At 35.6% G+C, this 23,704-nt stretch carries 22 protein-coding genes; 6 read left to right on the top strand and 16 right to left on the bottom strand.

The window, feature by feature from the left end; all coding sequences use genetic code 11:
• The 10 genes from D1003_RS07960 to glyA all read right to left on the bottom strand — a co-directional run bounded on the left by D1003_RS07960 (position 1) and on the right by glyA (position 11,507).
• Positions 1-1,254, bottom strand: a complete 1,254-nt coding sequence (locus D1003_RS07960) for an oligosaccharide flippase family protein (protein WP_311709975.1) — start codon at positions 1,252-1,254, stop codon at positions 1-3.
• Positions 1,255-1,275: 21 nt separating this feature from the next.
• The gene (locus D1003_RS07965; protein WP_153936388.1) at positions 1,276-1,617 is read right to left on the bottom strand and encodes a phosphomannose isomerase type II C-terminal cupin domain; all 342 of its coding nucleotides are present in this window, start codon (positions 1,615-1,617) and stop codon (positions 1,276-1,278) included.
• 12 nt (positions 1,618-1,629) lie between these two features.
• Complete coding sequence (locus D1003_RS07970; RefSeq protein ID WP_260393373.1) at positions 1,630-2,946, bottom strand: nucleotide sugar dehydrogenase; 1,317 nt, start codon at positions 2,944-2,946, stop codon at positions 1,630-1,632.
• A 7-nt stretch (positions 2,947-2,953) separates the two neighbouring features.
• Positions 2,954-3,355, bottom strand: coding sequence for a four helix bundle protein (locus D1003_RS07975; protein ID WP_153936389.1), 402 nt, complete (start codon positions 3,353-3,355; stop codon positions 2,954-2,956).
• Positions 3,356-3,415: 60 nt separating this feature from the next.
• On the bottom strand, positions 3,416-4,381 hold the full coding sequence (locus D1003_RS07980) for an SDR family oxidoreductase (protein ID WP_153936390.1): 966 nt from the start codon (positions 4,379-4,381) through the stop codon (positions 3,416-3,418).
• Positions 4,382-4,394: 13 nt separating this feature from the next.
• A complete protein-coding gene (locus tag D1003_RS07985) occupies positions 4,395-6,767 on the bottom strand; it encodes a polysaccharide biosynthesis tyrosine autokinase (RefSeq protein ID WP_153936391.1) in 2,373 nt (790 codons plus the stop codon).
• Positions 6,768-6,797: 30 nt separating this feature from the next.
• On the bottom strand, positions 6,798-7,601 hold the full coding sequence (locus tag D1003_RS07990; protein ID WP_153936392.1) for a polysaccharide biosynthesis/export family protein: 804 nt from the start codon (positions 7,599-7,601) through the stop codon (positions 6,798-6,800).
• 52 nt (positions 7,602-7,653) lie between these two features.
• Positions 7,654-9,582, bottom strand: coding sequence for a nucleoside-diphosphate sugar epimerase/dehydratase (locus D1003_RS07995; RefSeq protein WP_153936393.1), 1,929 nt, complete (start codon positions 9,580-9,582; stop codon positions 7,654-7,656).
• Between the two features lie 89 nt (positions 9,583-9,671).
• On the bottom strand, positions 9,672-10,160 hold the full coding sequence (locus D1003_RS08000; protein WP_185148339.1) for a regulatory protein RecX: 489 nt from the start codon (positions 10,158-10,160) through the stop codon (positions 9,672-9,674).
• Positions 10,161-10,238: 78 nt separating this feature from the next.
• A complete protein-coding gene (gene glyA / locus D1003_RS08005; RefSeq protein ID WP_153936394.1) occupies positions 10,239-11,507 on the bottom strand; it encodes a serine hydroxymethyltransferase in 1,269 nt (422 codons plus the stop codon).
• 179 nt (positions 11,508-11,686) lie between these two features.
• On the opposite strand from glyA, the gene pgi reads away from it, so the two are divergent.
• The 4 genes from pgi to hchA all read left to right on the top strand — a co-directional run bounded on the left by pgi (position 11,687) and on the right by hchA (position 15,814).
• Positions 11,687-13,324, top strand: a complete 1,638-nt coding sequence (gene pgi / locus D1003_RS08010; protein ID WP_153936395.1) for a glucose-6-phosphate isomerase — start codon at positions 11,687-11,689, stop codon at positions 13,322-13,324.
• 38 nt (positions 13,325-13,362) lie between these two features.
• Complete coding sequence (locus D1003_RS08015; protein ID WP_013446910.1) at positions 13,363-14,247, top strand: bifunctional 5,10-methylenetetrahydrofolate dehydrogenase/5,10-methenyltetrahydrofolate cyclohydrolase; 885 nt, start codon at positions 13,363-13,365, stop codon at positions 14,245-14,247.
• Between the two features lie 4 nt (positions 14,248-14,251).
• The gene (locus tag D1003_RS08020) at positions 14,252-14,824 is read left to right on the top strand and encodes a Crp/Fnr family transcriptional regulator (protein WP_153936396.1); all 573 of its coding nucleotides are present in this window, start codon (positions 14,252-14,254) and stop codon (positions 14,822-14,824) included.
• Between the two features lie 141 nt (positions 14,825-14,965).
• Complete coding sequence (hchA, locus tag D1003_RS08025) at positions 14,966-15,814, top strand: glyoxalase III HchA (protein ID WP_153936397.1); 849 nt, start codon at positions 14,966-14,968, stop codon at positions 15,812-15,814.
• 75 nt (positions 15,815-15,889) lie between these two features.
• On the opposite strand, the gene D1003_RS08030 is transcribed toward hchA, so the two are convergent.
• The 4 genes from D1003_RS08030 to D1003_RS08045 are packed head-to-tail and all read right to left on the bottom strand — an operon-like array spanning position 15,890 to position 19,665.
• Complete coding sequence (locus tag D1003_RS08030; RefSeq protein WP_014938063.1) at positions 15,890-16,690, bottom strand: SDR family oxidoreductase; 801 nt, start codon at positions 16,688-16,690, stop codon at positions 15,890-15,892.
• A 4-nt stretch (positions 16,691-16,694) separates the two neighbouring features.
• Positions 16,695-17,927, bottom strand: a complete 1,233-nt coding sequence (locus tag D1003_RS08035) for a 3-phosphoshikimate 1-carboxyvinyltransferase (protein ID WP_153936398.1) — start codon at positions 17,925-17,927, stop codon at positions 16,695-16,697.
• A gap of 1 nt (position 17,928) precedes the next feature.
• Positions 17,929-18,261, bottom strand: coding sequence for a nucleotide pyrophosphohydrolase (locus tag D1003_RS08040; protein WP_153936399.1), 333 nt, complete (start codon positions 18,259-18,261; stop codon positions 17,929-17,931).
• A 12-nt stretch (positions 18,262-18,273) separates the two neighbouring features.
• Positions 18,274-19,665, bottom strand: coding sequence for a hypothetical protein (locus D1003_RS08045; protein WP_153936400.1), 1,392 nt, complete (start codon positions 19,663-19,665; stop codon positions 18,274-18,276).
• A gap of 168 nt (positions 19,666-19,833) precedes the next feature.
• On the opposite strand from D1003_RS08045, the gene D1003_RS08050 reads away from it, so the two are divergent.
• Together D1003_RS08050 and D1003_RS08055 are read left to right on the top strand one after the other, a co-directional pair.
• A complete protein-coding gene (locus D1003_RS08050) occupies positions 19,834-20,088 on the top strand; it encodes a type B 50S ribosomal protein L31 (RefSeq protein WP_004918253.1) in 255 nt (84 codons plus the stop codon).
• A 90-nt stretch (positions 20,089-20,178) separates the two neighbouring features.
• Positions 20,179-21,339: a GlmU family protein gene (locus tag D1003_RS08055; RefSeq protein WP_038693832.1), complete on the top strand. Its 1,161-nt coding sequence runs from the start codon at positions 20,179-20,181 to the stop codon at positions 21,337-21,339.
• A gap of 100 nt (positions 21,340-21,439) precedes the next feature.
• On the opposite strand, the gene D1003_RS08060 is transcribed toward D1003_RS08055, so the two are convergent.
• The gene (locus D1003_RS08060) at positions 21,440-23,059 is read right to left on the bottom strand and encodes a hypothetical protein (protein WP_153936401.1); all 1,620 of its coding nucleotides are present in this window, start codon (positions 23,057-23,059) and stop codon (positions 21,440-21,442) included.
• 291 nt (positions 23,060-23,350) lie between these two features.
• On the bottom strand, positions 23,351-23,704 hold a 354-nt coding region (locus D1003_RS08065), incomplete at its 5' end, for an HU family DNA-binding protein (protein WP_153936521.1).

The raw sequence follows: 23,704 nt of genomic DNA on the forward strand, positions 1-23,704 counted from the left end.
CTACAACATTTCATGTTTATAAGTTTTATACTTACAGTATAATATTTCAAATATTCCAGATAACGCAATAGCTCCTCCCAAAATCAAAATATTATTGTAAATTAACAATCCTACTATCGTAAAAAAAATAAAAGTAACTAATGCTATCAGTTGATTTATTGTAATATAATAATTTTTATTATTTGGTATAAACACAAAATTGATATAAGCTCCTACAACTAACCAAGACATTATTGTAATACTTAGTAATATTGCTAAATAATATGCTGCTTCCATTCCTTTACCTCCCATAATTTCTACTACATATTTTCCAAAAACCACAATGGACAAAATAACACCTAACGAAACTATTGTTTCCCAAAATATTATCTTTTTAACTATACTATTCCTAATATTATTGATTAACTTCGGAAATATTGCGGCATTTACACTCATAAATAGGGTACGAGGGACTATCACTATTTTGTTCGCTAAATCGTAAACTGCTACTTCCTTCATTCCAAAAAACAATCCTATGAGAATTGGTGTACTGTATTCCTTAAGTGCTCCAATAATAGAGCTGTAAAAAAAAGGTAATGCTTCTATAAACCAAGCCCTCAGATGATAAGTTTTTTTCAAGCTTACCAATATATTATATCTATACCTAAGCATAAAAAAGGCAATCACTCCACCAAACAAGGATGTACAAGATACAATCAATGTGTATAGTATCAAATCATTATTATCATTTACAAATAGATAAATAAATGGGAGTGATAAAATTTTACATACCAATTGAATCCCTGTTACGACACGCATTTTCTGTATCCCTTGAAAAAACCATTGAGGGAATAATATATGTGAAAAAATCGCTAAATAGCACAAACCAAAAATTTTCCAATTTTCTTGAAATAACGGCACAAAATAAAGCACCAAAGAAAATACTATTGAACTAATCAAAAATAAATAAACTTTTGCCGTAAATATTGATGAAACTGTATCGTTTAAAACATTTTGATTATCTACATTCTGTGCAATCATCTTTGTAGCTGGTAAATCAAATCCGAAATTTACCCAAAAAGTAAAATAAGCCGCAATTGATGTCCCAAAAACAAATACACCATACAAATCCGCTCCAAAAACTCGTATCAAATAAGGGTAAATTAACAAATAAAAGAACGAATTGAGAAGTTGCAAAAAGGTCATAAAAAAATAGTTTTCAATAATTTTTTTATTACCCAAGATAACTTCTTTTATATTCTTAATATCCAACACAATATATTTACATTTATTCTCTTATTGTCTATTGTAATCGTCTTCTACCCTAACAATATCGTCCTCTCCAAAATAAGTTCCATATTGAACTTCAATAAACACTACAGGTTCGGAAGTTTTATTCTCAATTCTGTGTAACATTCCCTGCGGAATTTGAGCGACTTCACCCGCTTTGAAATCCATCACCTCTTCTCCCAGAGTGATGGTTCCTACACCTGAAACTATCGTCCACACTTCGCTTCTTTTATGATGGTATTGCAAAGACAATCTTCCCCCCGGATTTACTTGTATTCTTTTTACCTTATGTGTATCTGCATCTTCCAATACCCAATATTCCCCCCAAGGTCTTATATCATGTTCCATATCACAATCTATTTATAACTTATATTCTGCTTCTTTCAATACTCCTTTCACATCGTAAACGACAGCATTATCTTTCTTCAATGCCTCAATAGACAAGTCCGAAAATTCTTTATGTGCCACCCCTAAAACTACCGCATCAAACTTTTGTACAGGCAAATCCTTGGTACTTTCAATGCCATATTCGTGTTTTACCTCTTCTGGATTTGCCCAAGGGTCATAAGTCGTTACTTTCACCCCAAAATCCTCTAATGCCGCAATCACATCTACAATCTTCGTATTACGGACATCTGGACAGTTCTCCTTAAAAGTTATCCCTAACATAAGTACTTCCGCATTATTTACAGGGATATCTTTTTTAATCATCGCTTTCACCACTTGCTCCGCTACATATTTCCCCATAGAATCATTTAAACGACGACCCGCCAAAATAATTTCTGGGTGATAACCGTACTCTTGGGCTTTTTGAGCTAAATAATAAGGGTCTACCCCTATACAATGTCCTCCGACTAAGCCTGGCTTGAATGGCAAAAAATTCCATTTTGTTCCCGCTGCTGCTAAAACTGCATGGGTATCAATGCCCATTAAATTGAAAATCTTAGCCAATTCGTTTACAAAAGCAATATTGATATCTCTCTGAGAATTTTCAATCACTTTAGCCGCTTCCGCCACTTTTATAGTTGGTGCCAAATGCGTTCCGGCTGTAATGACCGATTTATATAGCCCATCTACTTCTTTTCCAATTTCAGGAGTTGAGCCTGAAGTAACCTTTAATATTTTCTCTACAGTATGCTCCTTGTCCCCTGGATTAATTCGTTCCGGAGAATACCCTGCATAGAAATCCTCATTAAACTTCAAACCAGATACTCGCTCTAATACAGGAATACAGTCTTCTTCAGTCGCTCCCGGATAAACCGTAGATTCATAAATCACAATATCTCCTTTTTTCAAAACTTGCCCTACCGTTTCACTGGCTTTTACTAATGGAGTTAATACAGGACGATTATTTTTATCCACAGGAGTCGGCACCGTGATGATATAAATAGTAGCGTCTTGAATATCTTTCAAATCAGCAGAACAGTATAGCCCTATTTTTTCCGTTGGAAATGGATTTTCTTGAACCAATGCCGCTTGTAAAATATCATCTGCTACTTCTAAAGTGTCATCGTGCCCTTGATTGAGTTTTGCCACACGCTCCTGATTAATATCAAAGCCTACAACTGGATATTTTGTTGCAAATAATCTCGCCAAAGGCAAACCTACATAACCCAAACCTATGATTGCTATTTTCATCAAAGATGAATTGATGAATGGTTTATTAGATGATTCCATAATTATCTTATACCTTATTTTTCAAGTCTTTTTTGTTATTAACTTGATATTTATACAATGAATTTAATTGTCGTACAATTTCATCAATTGACAATCTCATATCTACATAATCTTCTTCATTAATATATTTAAGTTCGTATGATAGATTCAAATGATTAACAACCTCCATCATCGAGGAATATGCTATATTTGTAAATCTTGCCTGATCATAATTTCCAGCCCTTGCTAAACCTTCTGCTAAATTTGAAGGAACACTGTCTATTGCTCTTCTCAATTGATCTGATAATCCAAACCTTTCTTCCATTGGAAACTCAGATATAACTCTTCTAATTTTCAAGCTCAGATTCATAGCTGATGTATATACATCTAACTTTTCAAAAGAATAAACTTTATATTTTGTATTACTCATTTTCAATCTGCTCATCCCTTAATCCTTTCACCCCTCAATTCTATTTACAGCTTAACACTTTTACAAATTCTCCCAATACCAATCCACCGCCTCTTTCAATCCCTCTTCAAAAATATGCGTAGGAGCGTATCCTAAATGTTCCTTTGCTTTGTCTATGGAGGCTAAAGAATGAGGTATATCTCCTATTCTGTTGGGACCGTGCAAAATTTCAACTTCGCCTATTTTCTCATCGTATTTCGATAAATATTCTTTCAGTAATTCTGCCATTTGTTTAATGGTTGTCCTATCTCCTACCGCCGTGTTATAAACGGTATTTACAGCTTCTGGATTATCGGTTAACATTGCTAACTCGTTCATTTGAATCACATTATCAATGTAAGTAAAGTCCCTTGAATAAGTACCATCACCATTGATAACTGGCGACTGATGATTTATCAACTGAATTACAAATTTTGGAATAACCGCTGCATAAGCTCCTTTAGGATCTTGCCTTCTACCAAATACATTAAAATATCTCAATCCTATGCACTCCATACCATAAGTACGACTAAACACATCAGCATAGAGCTCGTTAACATACTTGGTAATCGCATAGGGTGACAGTGGCTTTCCAATAACCTCTTCTACCTTAGGCAACGATTTAGAATCCCCATAAGTGGAAGAACTTGCCGCATACACGAAGCGTTTAACTTTAGCACCTCTTGCTGCTACCAACATATTAAGAAATCCCGAAACATTCACCTCATTACTCGTAACGGGGTCTTCAATAGAACGAGGAACAGAACCCAATGCCGCTTGATGCAAAATATAATCCACGCCTTCACAAGCCTTTCTACAGACCTCTAAATCTCTAATATCTCCTTCAAGTAACTCAAAATTTTCATTTTCCAAAAAGTCCTTTATATTATGTTTATGACCCGTAGAAAAATTATCCAAAACTCTTACTTGATAGTCTTTATTTAAAAAAGATTCCGTTAAGTTAGATCCAATAAAACCTGCTCCTCCTGTGATTAATATCTTGCTCATCTTATCTAATGATTTATAATTTATCCCTTAACTTCTGGAACCATGTCTTTTCATCTGCATGGTAACCATAGCCATACTTGTTACCATAACCAAAGTTACTTTTACTTACATCATTCAATACAAAACCTACATTCTTAATCTTATTTGCATTGATATTTTTATTAGCAAAATCAATCAACTCTTTATCCGTATATTTAGAGCGTGTTACATACACTGTTGCGTCTGCTAAATTAGCAATAAGGAAAGTATCAGTCACCAACAACAGAGGCGCTGTATCTATAATGATATAATCATAATTAGATTTTAGTTGTTCCAAAAGTTCTTCATATCTACCGTTCGCTAAAAGTTCTGTTGGGTTGGGTGGAATACTCCCCGAATAAATCACATCTAAATATGGATTAAATGAGCTTTGATGAATAATACTTTCCAATTTAGTCGTACTATCATACAAAAACTCTGTAAGCCCCACTAATCCTCTTCTAGATTCATTATATCTCTGCAACTGAGGATTTCTGATATCCGAACCTATAATAATTACCTTTTTACTAGGAGTTGCCAATGTTAATGCTAAATTAACAGAGGTAAAAGTTTTTCCCTCACCTTTAATTGTAGAGGTGACCTGGACTACTTTCCCCTTGGCTTTCTTAGGAAGCATAAAGTTCATATTAGTAATCAAAATACGAAACGCTTCTGCCATTGGCGTTAAGTCATTCAACTGTACAATATCCGACTGTCCTTTCGCTATACTAGGAAGTTCTGCTATAACAGGAGTATTAGAAATTCGCTCTATATCGTGCTTAGTTTTAATTTTATTATCAAGAAGTTCTTTTAGGTAAATAAGTGAAAACGGAATAAGCAATCCTGCCACTAACGCAACTAAAAGAACTATCATTTTCTTAGGAGCTACTGGCTTATCAGAAGCATATGCACTATCTATAACTCTAGCCTTATTCCCTGTAAGAGAAAGAGAAATAGCTGTTTCTTCCCTTTTTTGTAATAATAAGAGATATAATTGCTCTTTTATTTGTTGTTGCCTCTCAATTCCTCTAAACATTTTTTCTATGGTAGGAATTTTTGAAATTTTTCCTGATATTTTATTCTGTTCACCTTGCAACTCATTACTTCTTATCTGTAAGCCTGAACGAGTTTTTTGTAAACTTTGTAAAATAGAACCTCTAAGGTTATTAAGCTGTTTAGATAAATTTATTACCGCTGGATGTTCAGGAGTAGCAGATTCTAACAATCTATTTCTCTCCAAAACCAACTCATTATAAGAAGCAATTCCTGAAGATGCTGTAGGATTGTCCAAACCTATTGCAGAAGGTAATACTTGGTAAGAAGCCTGTCTATTTAGATAAGCAATAAGCCCATCTGTAAGCTGAAGTTGAGCATCTACATCGAGCTGTCTTGCTCTAGCTTCTGCAGTAGTTTTTAAGTCAAGCTCTGCTTCTGTCTGAATATCTGTAATTTTATTTTGAGTTTTAAATTGTTCCTTCTGCGTTTCTACATCTCCCAACTCATTAGAAATAACTTTAATTCTGCTTTCTATAAACTTCATAGTCTCCTCGGACTGCGAGTTTTTATCTCCTATTGCATCAGCGTTATAGGCCGTAACCAAATAGTTGATAATATCTTTAGCCTTATCTACATTGGCTGAATTCATGGATAAACCTATTACCGTAACATCTTTATTTACAAGAGCCACATTAAGCTCTTTTTGTAATTGTGTTACTCTACTATCTTTATCAAGTATAGATATCTCCAATTCATCTATATTACCCGCTTTTTTAGAATCGAAGGTTGGGTTTTTACGAATAATAATATTAGCAAACGGTAAACCGATAGTTTTCCCGAACACGGAAATAACTTCTGATGAAAGCTCATCTGATGATAAAGTGATTTTATTATTTTTAACAGATACCTTTATCGGTTTTTTGAAAAAAGGTTCATCTTTTTTTTCTGAAACGATATTAACTATAATTGGAGAGGTTTCTCCGTAAAGTTCTCTCTTGGTAAAACCATCTTTAGCTGTAATGGAAGTCTGCAGATTTTTCGCTTCCACCACAGTAGTCATCAATTTTTTAGACTTAAAAACTTCTATCTCATTATCTATACTATTAGTACTCATTCCTCCCAAACCAGATAAATCTTTCAGCATATCTGCCTCTACACTTCCGCTACTGCTTCCCTTAGAGTCTTTAATGAGAACAGAAGATTCAACTTTATATATAGGTGTGGCAACCTTCAAATAAAAAAATGCCAAGACTAACGCCAAAGCAATAGAAACCACGAACCAAATCCAATTTATTAAATAAGGTTTAATAACCTCACTAATATTGATTTCTTCCCCTTCGCTTGTAGACAGATTGGATATTTTTTTGTCCATTGTATCGTTTTAATTCTTTGATATAACTTATTATTTTCTAATAACTAAAGCCAAAATAGTAACAACAACTGATGCTATTGATATATAAATCCCTGTTTGTGGTCCAAACATTGCTGCCGTCTGACGAGTCTTATTTGGTGCCACCATTACCACATCATTCTGTTTTAAATAATAATACGGAGAGTTGATAAAATCAGACTTTGTTAAGTCTATATAAGCCTTAGTTCTAATGCCGTCTTGCTCACGAACCACTAGCACTCTATCTCTCTTACCATAGATAGTTAAATCTCCAGCTAAACCTAAAGCATCTACTATCCTCGTTTTTCCATCAGGAATTATATATTGACCTGGTCTATTCACTTCCCCTAAAATAGTAACTTTATAATTAGTATATTTTACACTAACTGTGGGGGTTACAATATACCTTTTTAATTTATGTGATAGCTCTTGTTTTAAATCCTCTAGAGTTTTTCCAGTAGTCTCGATTTTTCCTAGCACCGGAAAATCAATATATCCTGTTGCATATACAGTATAAGTAAAACCACTAATAGGTGACTGGTTCCCTGTAGGACTATTTCCTTCTGATAATGAATAGGTCCCAAGTTTATTAGACGGCGTAACCCCTTGATTAAAAGGAGCAACAACCGACATATCTTTAGCCGTTACCAATATGGCTATTTCGTCCCCTGGTTGTATGGTAGTTTTAGCAGCTCTCGTATAAGCATCTTCCGCCTGTTGCTCTATATCTTGCATATACTCTATATCGCTTTTCGTTTTGCATGAAAAAACTAAAAGTAATATTGATAAAGAAGCCAAATAATTCCTAATTCTCATAAACCTTATCTCTTAATTAGTGTATTTGCAAATGTACGAATTTAAAAACTTTCTACTTATCCAAAGACTCATATACTGAATTATTACTTTTAAATTCTTTAACTATTTCCTTTAAGATTCTCACAACCTCCACCTTATCTCTTGCTCTAGCTTTGTTATATATCTTTGAGGTTAATTCATCTATTTCAGCATACAACATTACCGAATCCTTAGATATCATAATTTTTTCGTGGTGAGTAGGTAGCGTTTTGGTGCCATCGCTTAAAAGTTCTTCGTAAAGTTTCTCTCCTGACCTCAACCCTGTGTAAATAATCTTTATATCAACATCTGGCTCTAAACCAGAAAGTTTAATCATTCTTCTTGCCAAATTAAGTATTTTTACAGGTTCTCCCATATCAAACACAAATATTTCTCCTCCTTTACCCATAGTTCCTGCTTGCAGAACAAGTTCACACGCTTCAGGAATAGTCATAAAATATCTCACTATTTCGGGGTGTGTAATTGTAATTGGACCTCCCTTTTCTATTTGTTTTCTAAAATGAGGAATTACAGAACCATTAGACCCCAACACATTACCAAATCTGGTAGTAATAAACTTCGTCTGATTATCTGGTTCATTTTGTAATGCTTGGACAAAAAGTTCTGCTGCTCTCTTAGATGCTCCCATCACATTGGTAGGATTAACCGCCTTATCCGTAGAAATCATTACAAACCTATTAACCTTAAATTTACTAGATAAAAGCGCTAAATTTTTGCTCCCTTGTATATTGACTAAAACGGCTTCGTGTGGATTATTTTCTATCAATGGGACGTGCTTGTAAGCAGCGGCATGATATACCATAGAAAAATCATACTCCTTAAAGATAGACTCTAGTCTTTCCTTATTGGTTATATCTGCCAATATAAACTCAAACTTAATATTAGGATAATTTTCCTGTGTTTCCAAGTGTATCTCATGAAGAGGAGTTTCTGCTTGGTCTAAAACCACTATCAGCGAAGGCTCAAATTGTGCTACCTGCCTCACAATTTCACTACCTATAGAGCCTGCTCCCCCTGTTACTAAAACCGACTTTTGGTAGTGTCTCTTTTTAACTTCCTCATTCTCTATAACGATAGGCTTTCTACTAAGTAAGTCTTCTATTTGAAAATTTTTAATATCACTCCCATTATTATTTCTCAACTTCTGTACCGTTGGCGATTTAAAAACCTTTAAATCCTTCTCTAAGAACAAATTCACCCATTCTGCAATCTCCTCCATTGAGGCTGTATTACTACCGATTAAAATACCATCTATACCTAAATTTTCTTTAGTCGTTTTTTCTAAAAAATCTCTTGTGTAAATTCTTTTCCCTAAGAGTTTTGCTTTTCTTGAATCCTTTCGAGCAGTAATAAACCCTACTACCTCGTATGGCAAAAAAGGATTACCTATCACCGCTTTTGCAATAGCAACCGACTCTTCCCCTATTCCTAATAGTAATATCTTTTTCCTTAAGTAGCTTCTCCTATATTCTTTTGCCCATTGAAAAATTTCCTTCACTACCAACCTAAAAACAAAAAGAACCGTAAAAGAAATACAGAAATATATCAAAAGAACGGGAAACAGTAGTAATTTTTGTTTAAAAAAGAAATAATACGTGTAAGTAACTGTGCCTAAGGTAAAAACTGTGCAAAAACTAGCCAACAAAATTTTAGATAAATCTACAAAGGTGGAATGTCTAATAATCCCTGAATAAGTACGAAACAAGAACATAAAAAAGATATTTACACCCACGACAACCACATACTTCTGGTAAATACTAAGTACATAGGGATAACTTACAGAAGATAATTTACCCACCACTCCATAGGATAACATAAGCGAAACTACCAAAAACAAAACATCTATAAGAAGTACCATCCATCTAGGCAAATACCTAACATTGGAAAGACTAATCATATTATCCCCTCCGTAGATTTTATTTTTCAGTTCACTAAAATTCATTTTTCAATCATATCAATATGTCGTACAAAAGTAATAAATCTAACGACTTCTATAGGTATTAAAAGTCAGTTTTCATTTATTTATTTTTATTATAAAGAATTACCCCCCCCGTTAAAATACTGATTTACAACTACTTGTACAACTTCATATTCATATCCCTTTCCTAACAAATACTTAACAACTCGTTGCTTTCTGTCAAAATCAATGCCACTTTTTGAATTCTTGATATATTTTTCAGTTAATTTATTTAGCACCTCAAGATAATCCTCCTCATCAATTTCTGCCATTGCCATAGTTATCAGCTTTTCAGACACTCCTTTAAATTTGAGATGACTTGCTATTTTCTTTCGCCCCCAACTTTTATGATAGAACTTACCTCTTACATAACTTCTTGCGAAGCGTTCCTCATTGAGAAAATCCTCCCTCATAAGATAAAGTAAGATTTCATCTTTAGCTTCAGGGATAAGCATAAATTCTCGCATTTTTTGCTCTACTTCTTGATGGCAACGGTCTTGATAAATACAATAATTTACCATCTTTAGTTTAATTTCGTCAAAAGTGAACAATTTTTTATCCATAAACTCCTAAACAAAAAAAATTCCGAGGGCGAAAATAGTACACCCTCGAAACTTTGATTACTTAATCACTAAATAAAATCAATGCTGAAATAATGGTCTTCCTGACATCAAATCATTCACTTCTTTTTTAACTTCCTCTAAAACAGAATCATTGTTAAGATTAGAAACCACTTTAGAAATTAGTTCAGCCACAGAGTCCATATCACTTTCTTTAAGTCCTCTAGTGGTAATTGCAGGAGTTCCCAATCTGATACCTGAAGTAATGAACGCCGACTTATCATCAAACGGTACCATATTCTTATTACAAGTAATATCGGCTTTTACTAAGGCTTTTTCTATTTCTTTACCGTTAACACCTTTATTACGGAGATCCACCAACATAAGATGATTATCTGTTCCTCCACCCACAATTTCAAATCCTCTATCTATCAAAGATTTAGACAATGCTCTTGCGTTAGCTACCACTTGTTTAGCATAGGTTTCAAATTTACCATCTATCGCCTCCCCAAAAGCTACTGCTTTAGCTGCTATCACGTGCTCTAATGGACCTCCTTGTATACCTGGAAACACCGCACTATCCAATACAGCACTCATCATTTTGGTTTCTCCTTTAGGCGTTTTATGACCATAAGGGTTTTCAAAATCTTTACCTAGCATTATCAAACCTCCTCTAGGACCTCTTAAAGTTTTGTGTGTCGTAGTAGTTACCACGTCGCAGTAAGGAAACGGAGAATTTAATAAACCTTTAGCCACCAAACCAGCGGGGTGTGCAATATCTGCCCAAAGTGTAGCACCAACCTCATCAGCTACTTCACGAAATTTAGCATAATCTAAATCACGAGAATATGCCGAATATCCTGCTATAATAAGTTTTGGCTTTACCTCTAAGGCTTTCTGACGCATAGCTTCGTAATCTATCAGCCCTGTTTCTCTTTCTACACCGTAGAACTGTGCATTGTACTGTATTCCAGAAAAATTAACAAAAGAACCGTGTGTCAAATGTCCTCCCATTGATAAATCTAGCCCCAATATTGTATCTCCAGGTTTAAGACACGCCAAATAGATAGCTGCATTAGCTTGAGAACCAGAATGTGGCTGAACATTAGCATATTCTACTCCAAACAATTGTTTTGCTCTATCTATCGCTAGTTTTTCTACTTCGTCTACCACTTCACAGCCACCATAATAGCGTCTTCCTGGATAGCCTTCTGCATATTTATTCGTGAGAACACTTCCCATTGCTTTCATTACTTCGTCAGACACGAAGTTTTCAGAAGCAATCAGCTCTATACCGTGCACTTGGCGTGTTCTTTCTTGCTCTATCAAATCAAAAATTACATCTCTCATATTTTATCTTTTTATGTCTAAACTTACAAAGTCCCAAATTTAATAAAATCCAAACATTCTCACGGCATACTTTACAAAATATTTTTTACAGTGCTATTTTTTCTACATCAACACCCTTAGAAAAAAGCGACAAATCAATCTATATTTTCTTAAATTTGCAAGAATTAAATTGACATGATATGTTACCTAAAATAAATCCCACACATACTACCTCTTGGCAAAAATTAACTTCTCATTTTGACCAAAACGACTTTGACCTTCGAGAATTATTCAACAATCCTAATAGATTTAATGAGTTTTCTATCAAAAAAGAGAATTTTCTATTCGATTATTCCAAAAATCTCATTAACGAAGAAACCAAGAAATTGCTTATCAATCTAGCTAAGGAGGTCAAGCTCAAGGAAGCGATAGATAGTATGTTTTCTGGAGAAAAAATCAACGAAACCGAACAAAGAGCTGTTCTGCATACTGCCTTGAGGGATTTTTCTGACAAAGAAATAATAGTAGATGGAGAAAACATTAAACCAAAAATACAGAAAGTACTACAGCAGATGAAACACTTTTCAGAAGCTGTAATTTCAGGGAAACACAAAGGGTTTTCGGATAAAGAAATTACCGATGTAGTAAATATTGGCATCGGAGGTTCAGACCTTGGACCTGTAATGGTTTGTTCTGCCCTTAAGCATTTTAAAACAAGGCTTAATGTTCACTTCGTTTCTAATGTGGACGGAAATCATTTAGCTGAAACTTTAAAAAAACTCAATCCCGAAACTACTCTTTTCATCATTGCTTCTAAAACTTTCACTACACAAGAGACCATGACCAATGCACTTTCTGCAAAGGAATGGTTCTTAAAAGCAGGAACAAAAGAAGAGGTGTCTAAACATTTCGTGGCATTATCTACCAATATTGAAGCGGTTAAAAGTTTTGGTATTTCAGAAGAAAATATTTTTGAATTTTGGGACTGGGTTGGTGGCAGATACTCTTTGTGGAGTGCTATTGGTCTTAGCATTACGCTATCCATTGGCTATGATAATTTTGAAGCCTTATTAAAAGGAGCTTACGACACCGACACTCACTTTAAAAACACTGAATTTGAATACAATATCCCTGTGATTATGGGATTACTTGGGATTTGGTATCGCAACTTCTATGCTTCTACCAGCTATGCTGTACTACCTTATTCACAGTATCTAGACCGTTTTCCTGCTTATCTACAACAAGGAGATATGGAAAGTAACGGAAAGTCTGTGGACAGAAATGGAGATTTTGTGGAGTATCAAACTGGTCCTATTATATGGGGAGAACCAGGTACTAATGGACAACACGCCTTCTACCAGCTCATTCATCAAGGTACAGAACTTATTCCGTCGGATTTTATTGCTTACACTCAATCTTGTAATAAAGTAGCCGACCATCAAGAAAAACTCTTAGCTAACTTTTTTGCCCAGACCGAAGCCCTTGCTTTCGGTAAAACCGAGGAAGAAGCTAAAGCCGAACTAGAACAACAAGGGAAAAGTAAGGACGAAATTAAAGCACTTCTTAATCACAAAATATTCTTAGGAAATATCCCTACCAATTCTTTATTATTTAAAGAACTTACACCATTCTCTTTAGGGCAACTAATTGCTTTGTACGAGCATAAGATTTTCGTTCAAGGCGTTATTTGGAATATCTTTAGTTTTGACCAATTCGGTGTGGAACTCGGTAAAGTTTTGGCAGGAAATATTTTAACGGAACTGAAATCATCAGAAATTACCCAGTTTCACGACAGTTCCACCAATGGTTTAATCAATTATTTTAAAGACAACCGATAATCTTCAATACATAATAAATCTAATAAAAATATATACCAATGGCTCAAATTTTAGACGGATTAAAAATATCCAAAGAAATCAAAGCAGAAATTAAAGCAGATGTAGAGAAAATCAAAGCATCTGGAAAGCGTTTACCTCATCTTTCCGCTATATTGGTGGGAAATAATGGGGCAAGTAAGGCTTATGTTAATTCTAAAATTAAAGACTGTGCAGAAGTTGGCTTTCAGTCGTCTTTACACAAGTTTCCTAGTACGGCATCAGAAGCCGAAGTTTTGGAAAAAATAAAAGAACTCAACGAAAATCCAGATGTAGATGGCTTTATTGTTCAACTACCACTTCCAAAACAGATGGATCAAGAGAAAATCATTATGGCGATAGACCCAAGAAAAGATGTAGATGGTTTTCACCCAGAAAACTTTGGAAGAATGGCTCTGGAAATGGATACCTTCTTACCAGCAACGCCTTTCGGAATCCTTACCCTTCTAGAACGCTATCAAATAGAAACCAAAGGAAAACATTGCGTTATCATTGGTAGAAGTCGTATTGTAGGACGTCCTATGAGTATTCTAATGGGAAGAAAAGATTTCCCAGGTAATTCTACCGTAACACTTACCCACTCTTACACTCCTCATATAGAAGATTTTACAAGAAATGCAGATATTGTAATTACCGCTTTGGGCGACCCTTATTTCTTAAAAGGAGATATGATAAAGAAAGGAGCTATCGTGATAGATGTAGGCATTACCAGAGTAGATGACGATAGTGAAAAAGGCTATAAATTAGCAGGTGATGTAGATTTTGATAGCTGTGCTGAAAAAGCCTCATGGATTACTCCTGTACCAGGGGGCGTAGGTCCTATGACTAGAGCGATGCTAATGAAAAACACACTATTAGCCTACAAACACACCATATACAAAGACTAACCATTTGGAAAAGGAACACTTCTTAAATCATATCAGAGAAATCATCTCTCTTTCGGGGGAGGAGTTTGATGAAATTTGGGAATACTTTAGTATTAAAAACATCAGAAAAAAACAGTTCCTCGTACAAGAATACCAAACTTGTAACGAAATTTATTGGGTAGCCTCAGGGATTTTCAAATCTAGTTTCTTTGATACAGATGGTAAAGAACATATTCTCCAGTTTGCCTCTAGTGGGTGGTGGACTGGAGATTTTTCTGCGTTTTACAGGCAACAAAAGACTCAACTTTCCATAGAATGTTTAGAAAATGGTAGTGTACTTGCCATTACTCAGCAAAATATGGACATTCTTTGCCAAAAGTTTCCTCTATTAGAAAGATTTTTCAGAATCAAAACTAATTTCGGATACATTGCTTTACAAGAACGCATCATTTCCCTTATGACCCAATCTGCCAAACAACGCTACCAAAATTTCCTAAAACAATATCCTCATTTAGTACAAAAACTACCTAAACAAACCATCGCTAGTTATCTAGGCGTTTCTAGAGAAACTCTTAGCAGACTTTCTTTAGGCGAATAGTAAGCCTCCTCTAACCTACTATAAAAATTACTCTTGTGATTTACCTCACACTTTTTTTGTGATTTATATCCTTAGACCTCTAAGCACATCCGTCTATCTTTGCACAAGAAATTAATGTTAAACACTAAAAAAATTAAAAAGATGTCACAAGAATTAAGTAATCAACCTGTATTTGACGGTATAGGCTACGAGCCTTCTCCACTATCATTATCTATGTTTGTTGCTCCAAAAACCGACTACGATTTTGCCCAATATCCTAATGCCAACACCGATAGAAACAAAAAGGTGCTAGTAGTGTGTACCGAAGAAAAATATATGACCATGCAAAATGGCAAAAAATTCTCCACAGGTAACCACCCTGTAGAAACCTTAGTACCAATGTTACATTTAGATACAGCAGGTTTTGAGGCAGAAATATTTACTCCTACAGGTGCTCCAGCTGTTTTAGAAATGTGGGCAATGCCTTCCGAAGACGAAGCCGTAAAAGGTGTTTTTGAAAAGTATAAAACCCAATTTGAAACACCTAAAAGTTTAAAAGATTTTGTAGAAGGAGATATGGCTTCCGAAACTGAATATGTAGCCGTATTTTTACCCGGTGGACACGGTGCTATGCTAGGACTACCAACAAATGATGATTTAAAAAAGACAATCCATTGGGCTCACCAACAAGAGAAATTTGTATTTGCTATTTGCCATGGTCCAGCAGCATTATTAGCAGCAGCACATGATGAACCTGCGGAAAACTTCCCTTATAAAGGCTACAAAATAAAATCTTTCCCTGACATTATAGACACGCAAACGCCTGCTATTGGCTATGTACCAGGAGAAATGCCTTGGTTCTACGGGGAAAAACTAAAGGCTCTAGGCATAGAAATTCTTAATGAGGACATTTCTGGAGCGTGCTACACGGACAGAAAATTAGTAACAGGCGATAGCCCACTAGCAGCCAACAATTTCGGCAAAATGAGCGCTGAAGCTCTACTAGGATAACTTTTTTCTATTTTCATATCTTTCATACAAAACCATTTCTTAAGAAATGGTTTTTTGATTAAATCCTCCCAAAGTCTAATCCATTTGATTATACTTTCTCATCAGTTTTTCGTAGAAGTTTTGTGGCAGTAGCCATTTTAGAGGTACGCCTATCTTCTGCCCTAACTTACCAAAGTAATAGTGGGCTCTCCATTGTTTTTTAGCCAAAAGATTTTCTATATATTCGGCTACTTTTATAGGTTCTGTACCGTCGTCCACATGGGCGTTCATCACTTGGTAAACTTTATTGAACGTATTTTTATATGGCTCTGATACTTGAGATTGTACTCTGTGGTTGGCAATATTAGTCTTGATGTCGCCTAAATGCAAAGAACACACTTTGACATTCCATTCGGAAACTTCGTACCTCATCGCTTCCGTTACTTTATCCAAGGCAGATTTTGAGGCAGAATAAAATCCCCTAAAAGGCAAGCCCATCTCACTCCCTATACTAGAAATATTGATGATAGCACCACCCTTTTGTTCCCTCATACTTGGCATTACTGCAGTCATCATCTGAACGGCTCCTACCAAATTAAGATTAAAGAGTTTATGTATATCTTCTTTAGACGCATCTTCTACCGTTCCTACCATACCCATACCCGCATTATTGATGAGAATATCTATCGCTTTTTCTTTTGATAAGATGTGATTTATAGCTGATTTAACTTGTTCGTTTTCGGTAATGTCTGTGGCAATGGAAGTAAAATAAGGACTCTCTACTGTTTTTCTACTCAATCCGTAAACGGCATAGCCTTTCTTGCCAAAATATTCTGCTAAACAGAACCCTATCCCAGTAGAAGTTCCTGTAATTACCATAACTCTATGCTTCGCCATACTTTTATTTTTCTTTTGATAATGTTTTAAAATCTTCCCAAAAACAAGGATACGACTTTTCTACTACACTTGGGTCTTCTATCTTTATATCTCCCACCAACGCATATGGTGCAAAACTCATCGCCATACGGTGGTCGTGGTAGGTTTTAATACAAGGGATTTCTTCCACTTGGAAAAACCTCACGCTTTTGATGGTGTCTTCAGTGATTTCGGTTTCTAAGCCTATCTTTAGAAGTTCGTTTTTAAGAGCGACTAGCCTATCCGTTTCCTTCACTTTAAGCGTAGCTAAACCTTCTATTTGAAAATGAACGCCTAATACCGCTGCCGTTACACAAACGGTTTGAGCAATATCGGGGCAGTCATTCATATCCAAATTAATTTTTAGAGGCTGTTTAAAATCTTTTATAGGTGTTAAAACTAAGCGTTCTCCATTTTGAAATTGAGTTTCTACCCCAAAGAAGTCCCTATAAATCTTTACTAAAGCCTTATCGCCCTGCATAGAGGTTTCCTTAAAACTTTCTAAAGCCACCTGCTTCTTCCCAATAGCCACCAGTGAATAAAAATAAGACGCCGAACTCCAATCGCTTTCTACTGTATATTCTTTGTTGTCTATTGCAAGTTCTTTTTTTAATGGTTTAACCTCAATAGTTTGCCCTTTAAATTCAGTTTCAATGCCTAAATCGGAAAGCATTTTTAAAGTCATTTCTAAATAAGGACGAGAAGTGATGTGCCCAACTAAAGCTATTTTCAACCCATTTTCCAGAAAACCAGCCACCAATAATAACGAACTGATAAACTGAGACGAAACCTCCGCCGAAATAGAAACTTCATTCTTATATAGTTTCTTCCCTACAATTTTTAATGGTGGACAGCCTTCCTGTTCAAGATAAGTAATTTCTGCTCCCAAACTCTTTAAAGCCTCCACAAGTGGAGCGATGGGGCGCTGTTTCATTCTCTTCGAGCCTGTCAATATCGTAGTTCTCCCTTCCTGGATAGCAAAGTAAGAGGTTAAAAAACGCATTGCCGTCCCCGCGTGATGAATATCTATTACCTCATCATTAGAATATAAAGCCTTTTGTAAAAGTTGTGTATCTTGGGCGTTGGAGAGGTTGTTAATCTGTAAATCTCCCAATAATCCTTGTAATATCAAAAGTCGGTTAGATTCGCTTTTAGAACCTGATATACTAATGGTTTGGTGATCTAAAAGCTCCGATTGTTTTAAATAAAGGTGCTCCATTCTATTTTTTCAGCTTTTCATTATTGGCGTGTCTTTCGGCATCTCGTTCGGTTTTTAGTTTCATCTTCTTGTCAAATGCCGACTGCAAGTCTACTCCCGTTTGGTTAGCTAAACAAAGCGTTACAAAAAGTACATCTGCCAATTCTTCGCCCAAATCTTTAGTTTTGTCCGTTTCTTTTTCGCTTTGTTCGCCATATCGTCTTGCGATAATCCTTGCCACTTCGCCCACCTCTTCGGATAAGATAGCCATATTCGTTAATTCATTAAAATAACGAACACCCACAGTCTTTATCCATTTATCTACTTGATTTTGTAATTGTTGAATTTCAGCCATTTTGAAAATTAATTATTGATATGCCCCTATACTTGGGTTGTTAGTTCTTGACACTTGTGTAATATCTTTTGGTGCTTTCTGAGCCGAAGTGAGATTGGCATTGCCTTTTGCAGGTGATTTATCTTGCAGTCTTAAATTCATTTTTGAGGTGAAATAATTTACAAAAAGAGGGTCTTCATTCTTTATAGAATTAACCACCGATGCGTTACCGTCCCAAGTATAACCCGAATCCGAGCCATATTTAACTAGCGAATTTTGGAAAGAATAATCAAAAACTTGCCCTATGCTAGGCTTTAAAACGATGGCATTATTTGACTTTCCGTAAACAATAGTATTTTTGAGTTGAAGATTTAGTGGTGCATATACTTTTTGACCGTTTGCGTCCGTCCATTCATTGTAAGCCTCTATGCCCAAGGGTGTGTAAACAGATTTTAATGAGAAATAATTAGCCAATGTTGCGTGTAGCAAATCATAAGTTCCGCCTTTAAAAATGCCTATATTAGCCGAGCCACAGTTGTTAATCACTAAGTTTTCTGCACTCACTGTAGCGTTAATCCCTTTAATCCCATAATCTTGGAAAGTATGGATAATGGTATTTTTTAAATTCGCTTCGGCGTGATTGGCTTCAATCCCTGTATTCCCACCGAATATTTTAGCGTAGTTTACATTAGCTCTTGCTCCTTGTTCTAGCACTATGCCGTCCCAATTTGCAGGAATGGTATCATATCTCGCCTCATTCCTATGCCCTCTCATAATGACCTCCTTTTGGAAAGCTCCATTGATGTTCAGCTCGGAATTTTTAGCAATCTTTAGACCCGAGTTTTTATAAAAATAGACTTTAGTCCCTTCTTCTATCGTGAGCGTTTTACCTTCTGCAAGTTGTAAAGTTCCGTAAATAATTTTAGCCTTAGTAGAGTTCCAAGTTGTGTTTTCTGTAATTATTTTAGGATTATCTTTAGTTGAAACAAAAAACTCTGCGTCTTGCACCACGGAAAGTAGTGTTACCTTTTGATTATCATTCTTACCAAACAAAATTTGGTCTTCCACCACCATTTCTGTGGTAGTTGCCACTGGAGCTATCTCTACGAAGATATAAAGACTGTCTTTTCTACGAAGCACCACATCTGCAAAATCAGTCCCTGCCTTGCCATCTACATTGATACGGTATGGAGAAGCACTGCCCTTCTCTAAATGGATTCTAGGTATTTTAATATCTTTATCTTCATCGTTATAGACCTTTATAGCATAGGTTTCTGAACGAGTGTTATGGTAAACGGTATCTAAAACCAAGGTATCCTTAGAAAATCTCAACGGTAAAGAAGGTTCTTCAAAAGCAATCTCTTGCCTACAAGAAACTAAAAACAAACTCATTAACAGAACAATACCTACTAGGATTGATTTCATTTCGTTTTATATTTAAGCCTTTCAAAGATAGAAATTTTTATTCTAAAAAAGTTTTTGCAGAATTAAAAAAAAACTCTATTTTTGCAGTCTAAAATTTATAGTAAAAAAGCGACGCCATTACACCGCTTAGTTATTAAAATTAAATTAAAAAGTTAAAAAATCATCACAATGAAAAAAGGAATCCACCCTGAAAACTATAGATTAGTTGTTTTCAAAGATATGAGTAACGATGAAATGTTTCTTTGCAAATCTACTGCAGAAACTAAGGACACTATCGAGTACGAAGGTCAAGAATATCCACTAATCAAAATGGAAATTTCTTCTACTTCTCACCCATTCTACACTGGTAAAGTAAAATTAGTAGATACTGCTGGTAGAGTAGATAAGTTTATGAACAAATACAAAAAATTCGCTAAAAACTAATTTTTTGTCAAAACATATTTTAAAACCTTCCTAGATTTGATTTAGGAAGGTTTTTTAATTAAATTAGCCCATCATTAAAATTTTAACTCTATGCAAATTGTATTTTCTGACGCTCAATACTGGGGAAATTTCCTCCCACTTACCTTTACTAGACCCATCGCTGAAATGAGGTGCGGCATACTTACCTTTTCTGAAAGATGGCAAAAGCTACTTGACATTCAACACACCGCTTATATTACAGAAGACTATTTACAAAATAAATTCCCAAAGCCACAGGCTGAAGAGAGTCTTTTTTTAGTTTCTAACTTTATCCCTACAGAAAATGTACTGAACCAAATTAAAGACCTTAAACTTGGTGAGGCTCTCGTTTACGAAGATGAACTAATAGCAGCAAGAGTAAATATGAAAGATTTTTCTCTACAACAAATAGAGAAAATGACGGATATTACAGAACCTCTTACCTTTTTTAAAAGACCGTCTGATTTGTTTGCATTCAATGATAAAGCGATAGATTTTGATTTTGAACTCATCACCAAAGGAAGAACCTCTCAACCTCTTTCTGAAACCAATGGCTTTTTAGGCGACCCAGAAAATCTTTTTATAGAAGAAGGTGCGAGTATAGAATACGCTACCATCAACTGCCAAAAAGGGAAAATATACATCGGAAAGAATGCAGAAGTAATGGAAGGCTGTAATCTAAGAGGTCCTATTGCTTTGTGTAATAATGCTATTTTCAACCTAGGTGCTAAAATCTATGGTGCTACTACTATCGGACCTTATTGTAAAATAGGTGGTGAGGTAAACAACATTATTTTCTTTGGATATTCTAATAAAGGACACGATGGTTTCTTAGGCAATTCTGTAGTGGGAGAATGGTGTAATTTTGGAGCGGATACCAACTCCTCTAACTTAAAAAACAACTACGCTACTGTAAAACTTTGGAACTACCAGTCTAAGAAATTTGAAGATAGCGGACTACAATTCTGTGGGCTGATTATGGGCGACCACTCAAAAACGGCTATCAATACCCAGCTTAACACTGGGACTATTGTGGGCGTGGCGGCTAACATTTTCAAAAGTGGATTTCCGCCTAACTTGGTAGAAAACTTTAGTTGGGGCGGACAAAGAGGAGATGAAAAGTTTAACCTAAAAAAAGCCTATGAAGTTGCCGAGAAAGTAATGCAAAGACGAAATGTAACCTTCTCCGAAGACGACCAAAATATCCTTAAATGGATTTATGAAAATTACTAAGCAGACAATCTAACATCTATTTTATATAAAATGAAAATCACTTGAAGAATGTATCTTCAAGTGATTTTTTGATTAAAGTAAATACTTCTAGAGTTAAAACTTATTTAGCTAATAGGTCTTTTACTAAAGATTTAAGCTCTGTAATCTCTGCTTTGAGTGCTTTTACCTCTTTGTCCTTTTCTAACAGGTGTAAGTAAAGCTCCTCAATCTTCTCCACATTGGTAAGCTGGGTAGCCATAAGGTCTATATAACCTTGCTTTTTGATAGCTTCTGCAGATTGATACCCTGGCAAATGCCCATTAGTCTTTACAAAATCTTCTACTTGGCTTAGCGTTTTAAAATTATAGTCTGCCTTTAGGCTAGAAGTACCTGTGTAATACTTTTGAAACACATAATCTGGGAAGATAGTAGCACCACTAGCTCCCGTAAAACCTGTGGCTTTTACAGTACCTGCTACTTCTAGCTTTTCTGTAGGAGCGTCTACACCAATACCTACATTATCTCCAAAACGAACTTTTCCTAGACCTGTATAGATTGCATAGTTATTTGTTGCATTTCTTATATCATAAATATATAAGCCATAATTACTAGTTACATTATTAGTTGTTGGAACTTCGTTTTTTAATGAAATTCCAAATAACTTCGTAACTTCTGTGGAACCAACATTTGATAATAAATTAAGTGCAGCTCCTTCATTGACTTTTAAATTTTGAATGGACAAAGCTGAGTGTGTACCATACGCTTTTGAAACCTCTCCCGCATTTTGAGCAACCTGTACAGTATTAGATCCTCCTGCTAACATATTAGCTGTCCCCGTTGAGTTAAAATAATTTTCTCCTCTTAACGCAATGGCAATATTTGTAATATTAGCACCCCCTCGGTAATTAACTGCACCCCAAACCCCAATAGGCATTCTATGATTTCCGCTAGTTGCGTAGGATTCAAAACTAAACACCCCGTTTCTTAATGTCCTATAATCACCTGTCCTATTTCTCTCTAAAATCATTCTATTATTATTCATCTCTCTTGAATCTGCTACTCCTCCAACATCATCAGCATCTACAATAAAATATCTGCTATATAGCATCTTATTATAAAGTCCTGGAAAAGCAAAATACTCACTTCTGTCTAATTTAGAAGCGTTAATAATATAGTTCTCTTTTGCGACTAGGCTAGGAGTATATGTACTAACATTAGTACCATTATAAAGTTCAAAAGAATCCCTGTCTTTACTTACAAAATTTCCCTTTTGGTCAAAATACACTTCATTTTCAAAAGGCGTTGTGCCACTTCTCTTTAAGTTAATTCTGTTAGTTGTAGCATCATATACCCACTCTTGGTCTAGGTTTCCTGCGGCACTCTTTACCCACTCCGTACCATTGTAATAGTAATAACCTTTTTCTGTAATTTTAGCGACCTTAGGGTCTACACCTGTGTAGGCATTTATAGTCCCATTGACCTTAGTAACGTCATCTATTACATACACCAAAGTCCCTTCTACAGGAGCCTCAATACTTGCCACACGAATTTTACTTAATTTCGGAGCTAAAATCCCTTCGTTGGTCTTAGCATCATCTTCGCTATTGGTTGCATTGGGCTGAACATCTAAAGTAGCTCTAGGTGAGGAGATATTAATCCCTACTTTTCCACTTTGTCCATAAACCGCTAATCCTAAGCCTAAAAAAGCTAACACACTTAATTTGGTTGTTGTTGTTTTCATAAAATTTAATTTTAAAGTTGTTAATGATTTCGTTTAATTTTTTCTTTGTCATTCTTTGGGTTAAAAATTCCCTAGCGTGGCGTTTAGAATTTCCTAACTAGGGAATTAAGATTTCCTAGCTAGGAAAATTTTTTTTCACGGCAGGAAATTCTGAACTTCTCCTTAGGTGTTTTTTTATACACACCTGCTTCTGAAAAACCGCAGGCGTCTCGTTTAAATTTTCACGCCTGTGGTTGCCCAACCGCACGCCTGCGGATTTTTTTTTCACGCGTGCCGTTTTATCGCCCTCTGCTAGAGCTTTTCGTAGCTTAGCGTGGCCAGCATCTTTCTCAGGTCAGAACCTGGGGTAAAGACCACCTTGGCATTTTTAATGGCTGCAGGGGTTACTTCCTCTTCTTTAGATTTTCCCTCGCTACTGATGCTCACCCTCATACTACCGAGTTCGCCTAAGCGGATAATCTGTCCTTCGGCTAGAGAAGACTGCATCACATCTACCAAAGCGTAAAGCACCGCTCTGATGTCTGCTCCGCTTACGGTGGAAATTTTCTCAATGTCCCTAGTCAGACCTGCTAAAGTTTTTTCGCTGACTACATTGGCAGAAGCGTAGTATTTTTTCTCGCCTCCACCGGCAACTCCTGGTTGCCC

The organism is Riemerella anatipestifer (assembly GCF_009663465.1).
GTDB classification, from domain to species: domain Bacteria; phylum Bacteroidota; class Bacteroidia; order Flavobacteriales; family Weeksellaceae; genus Riemerella; species Riemerella anatipestifer_C.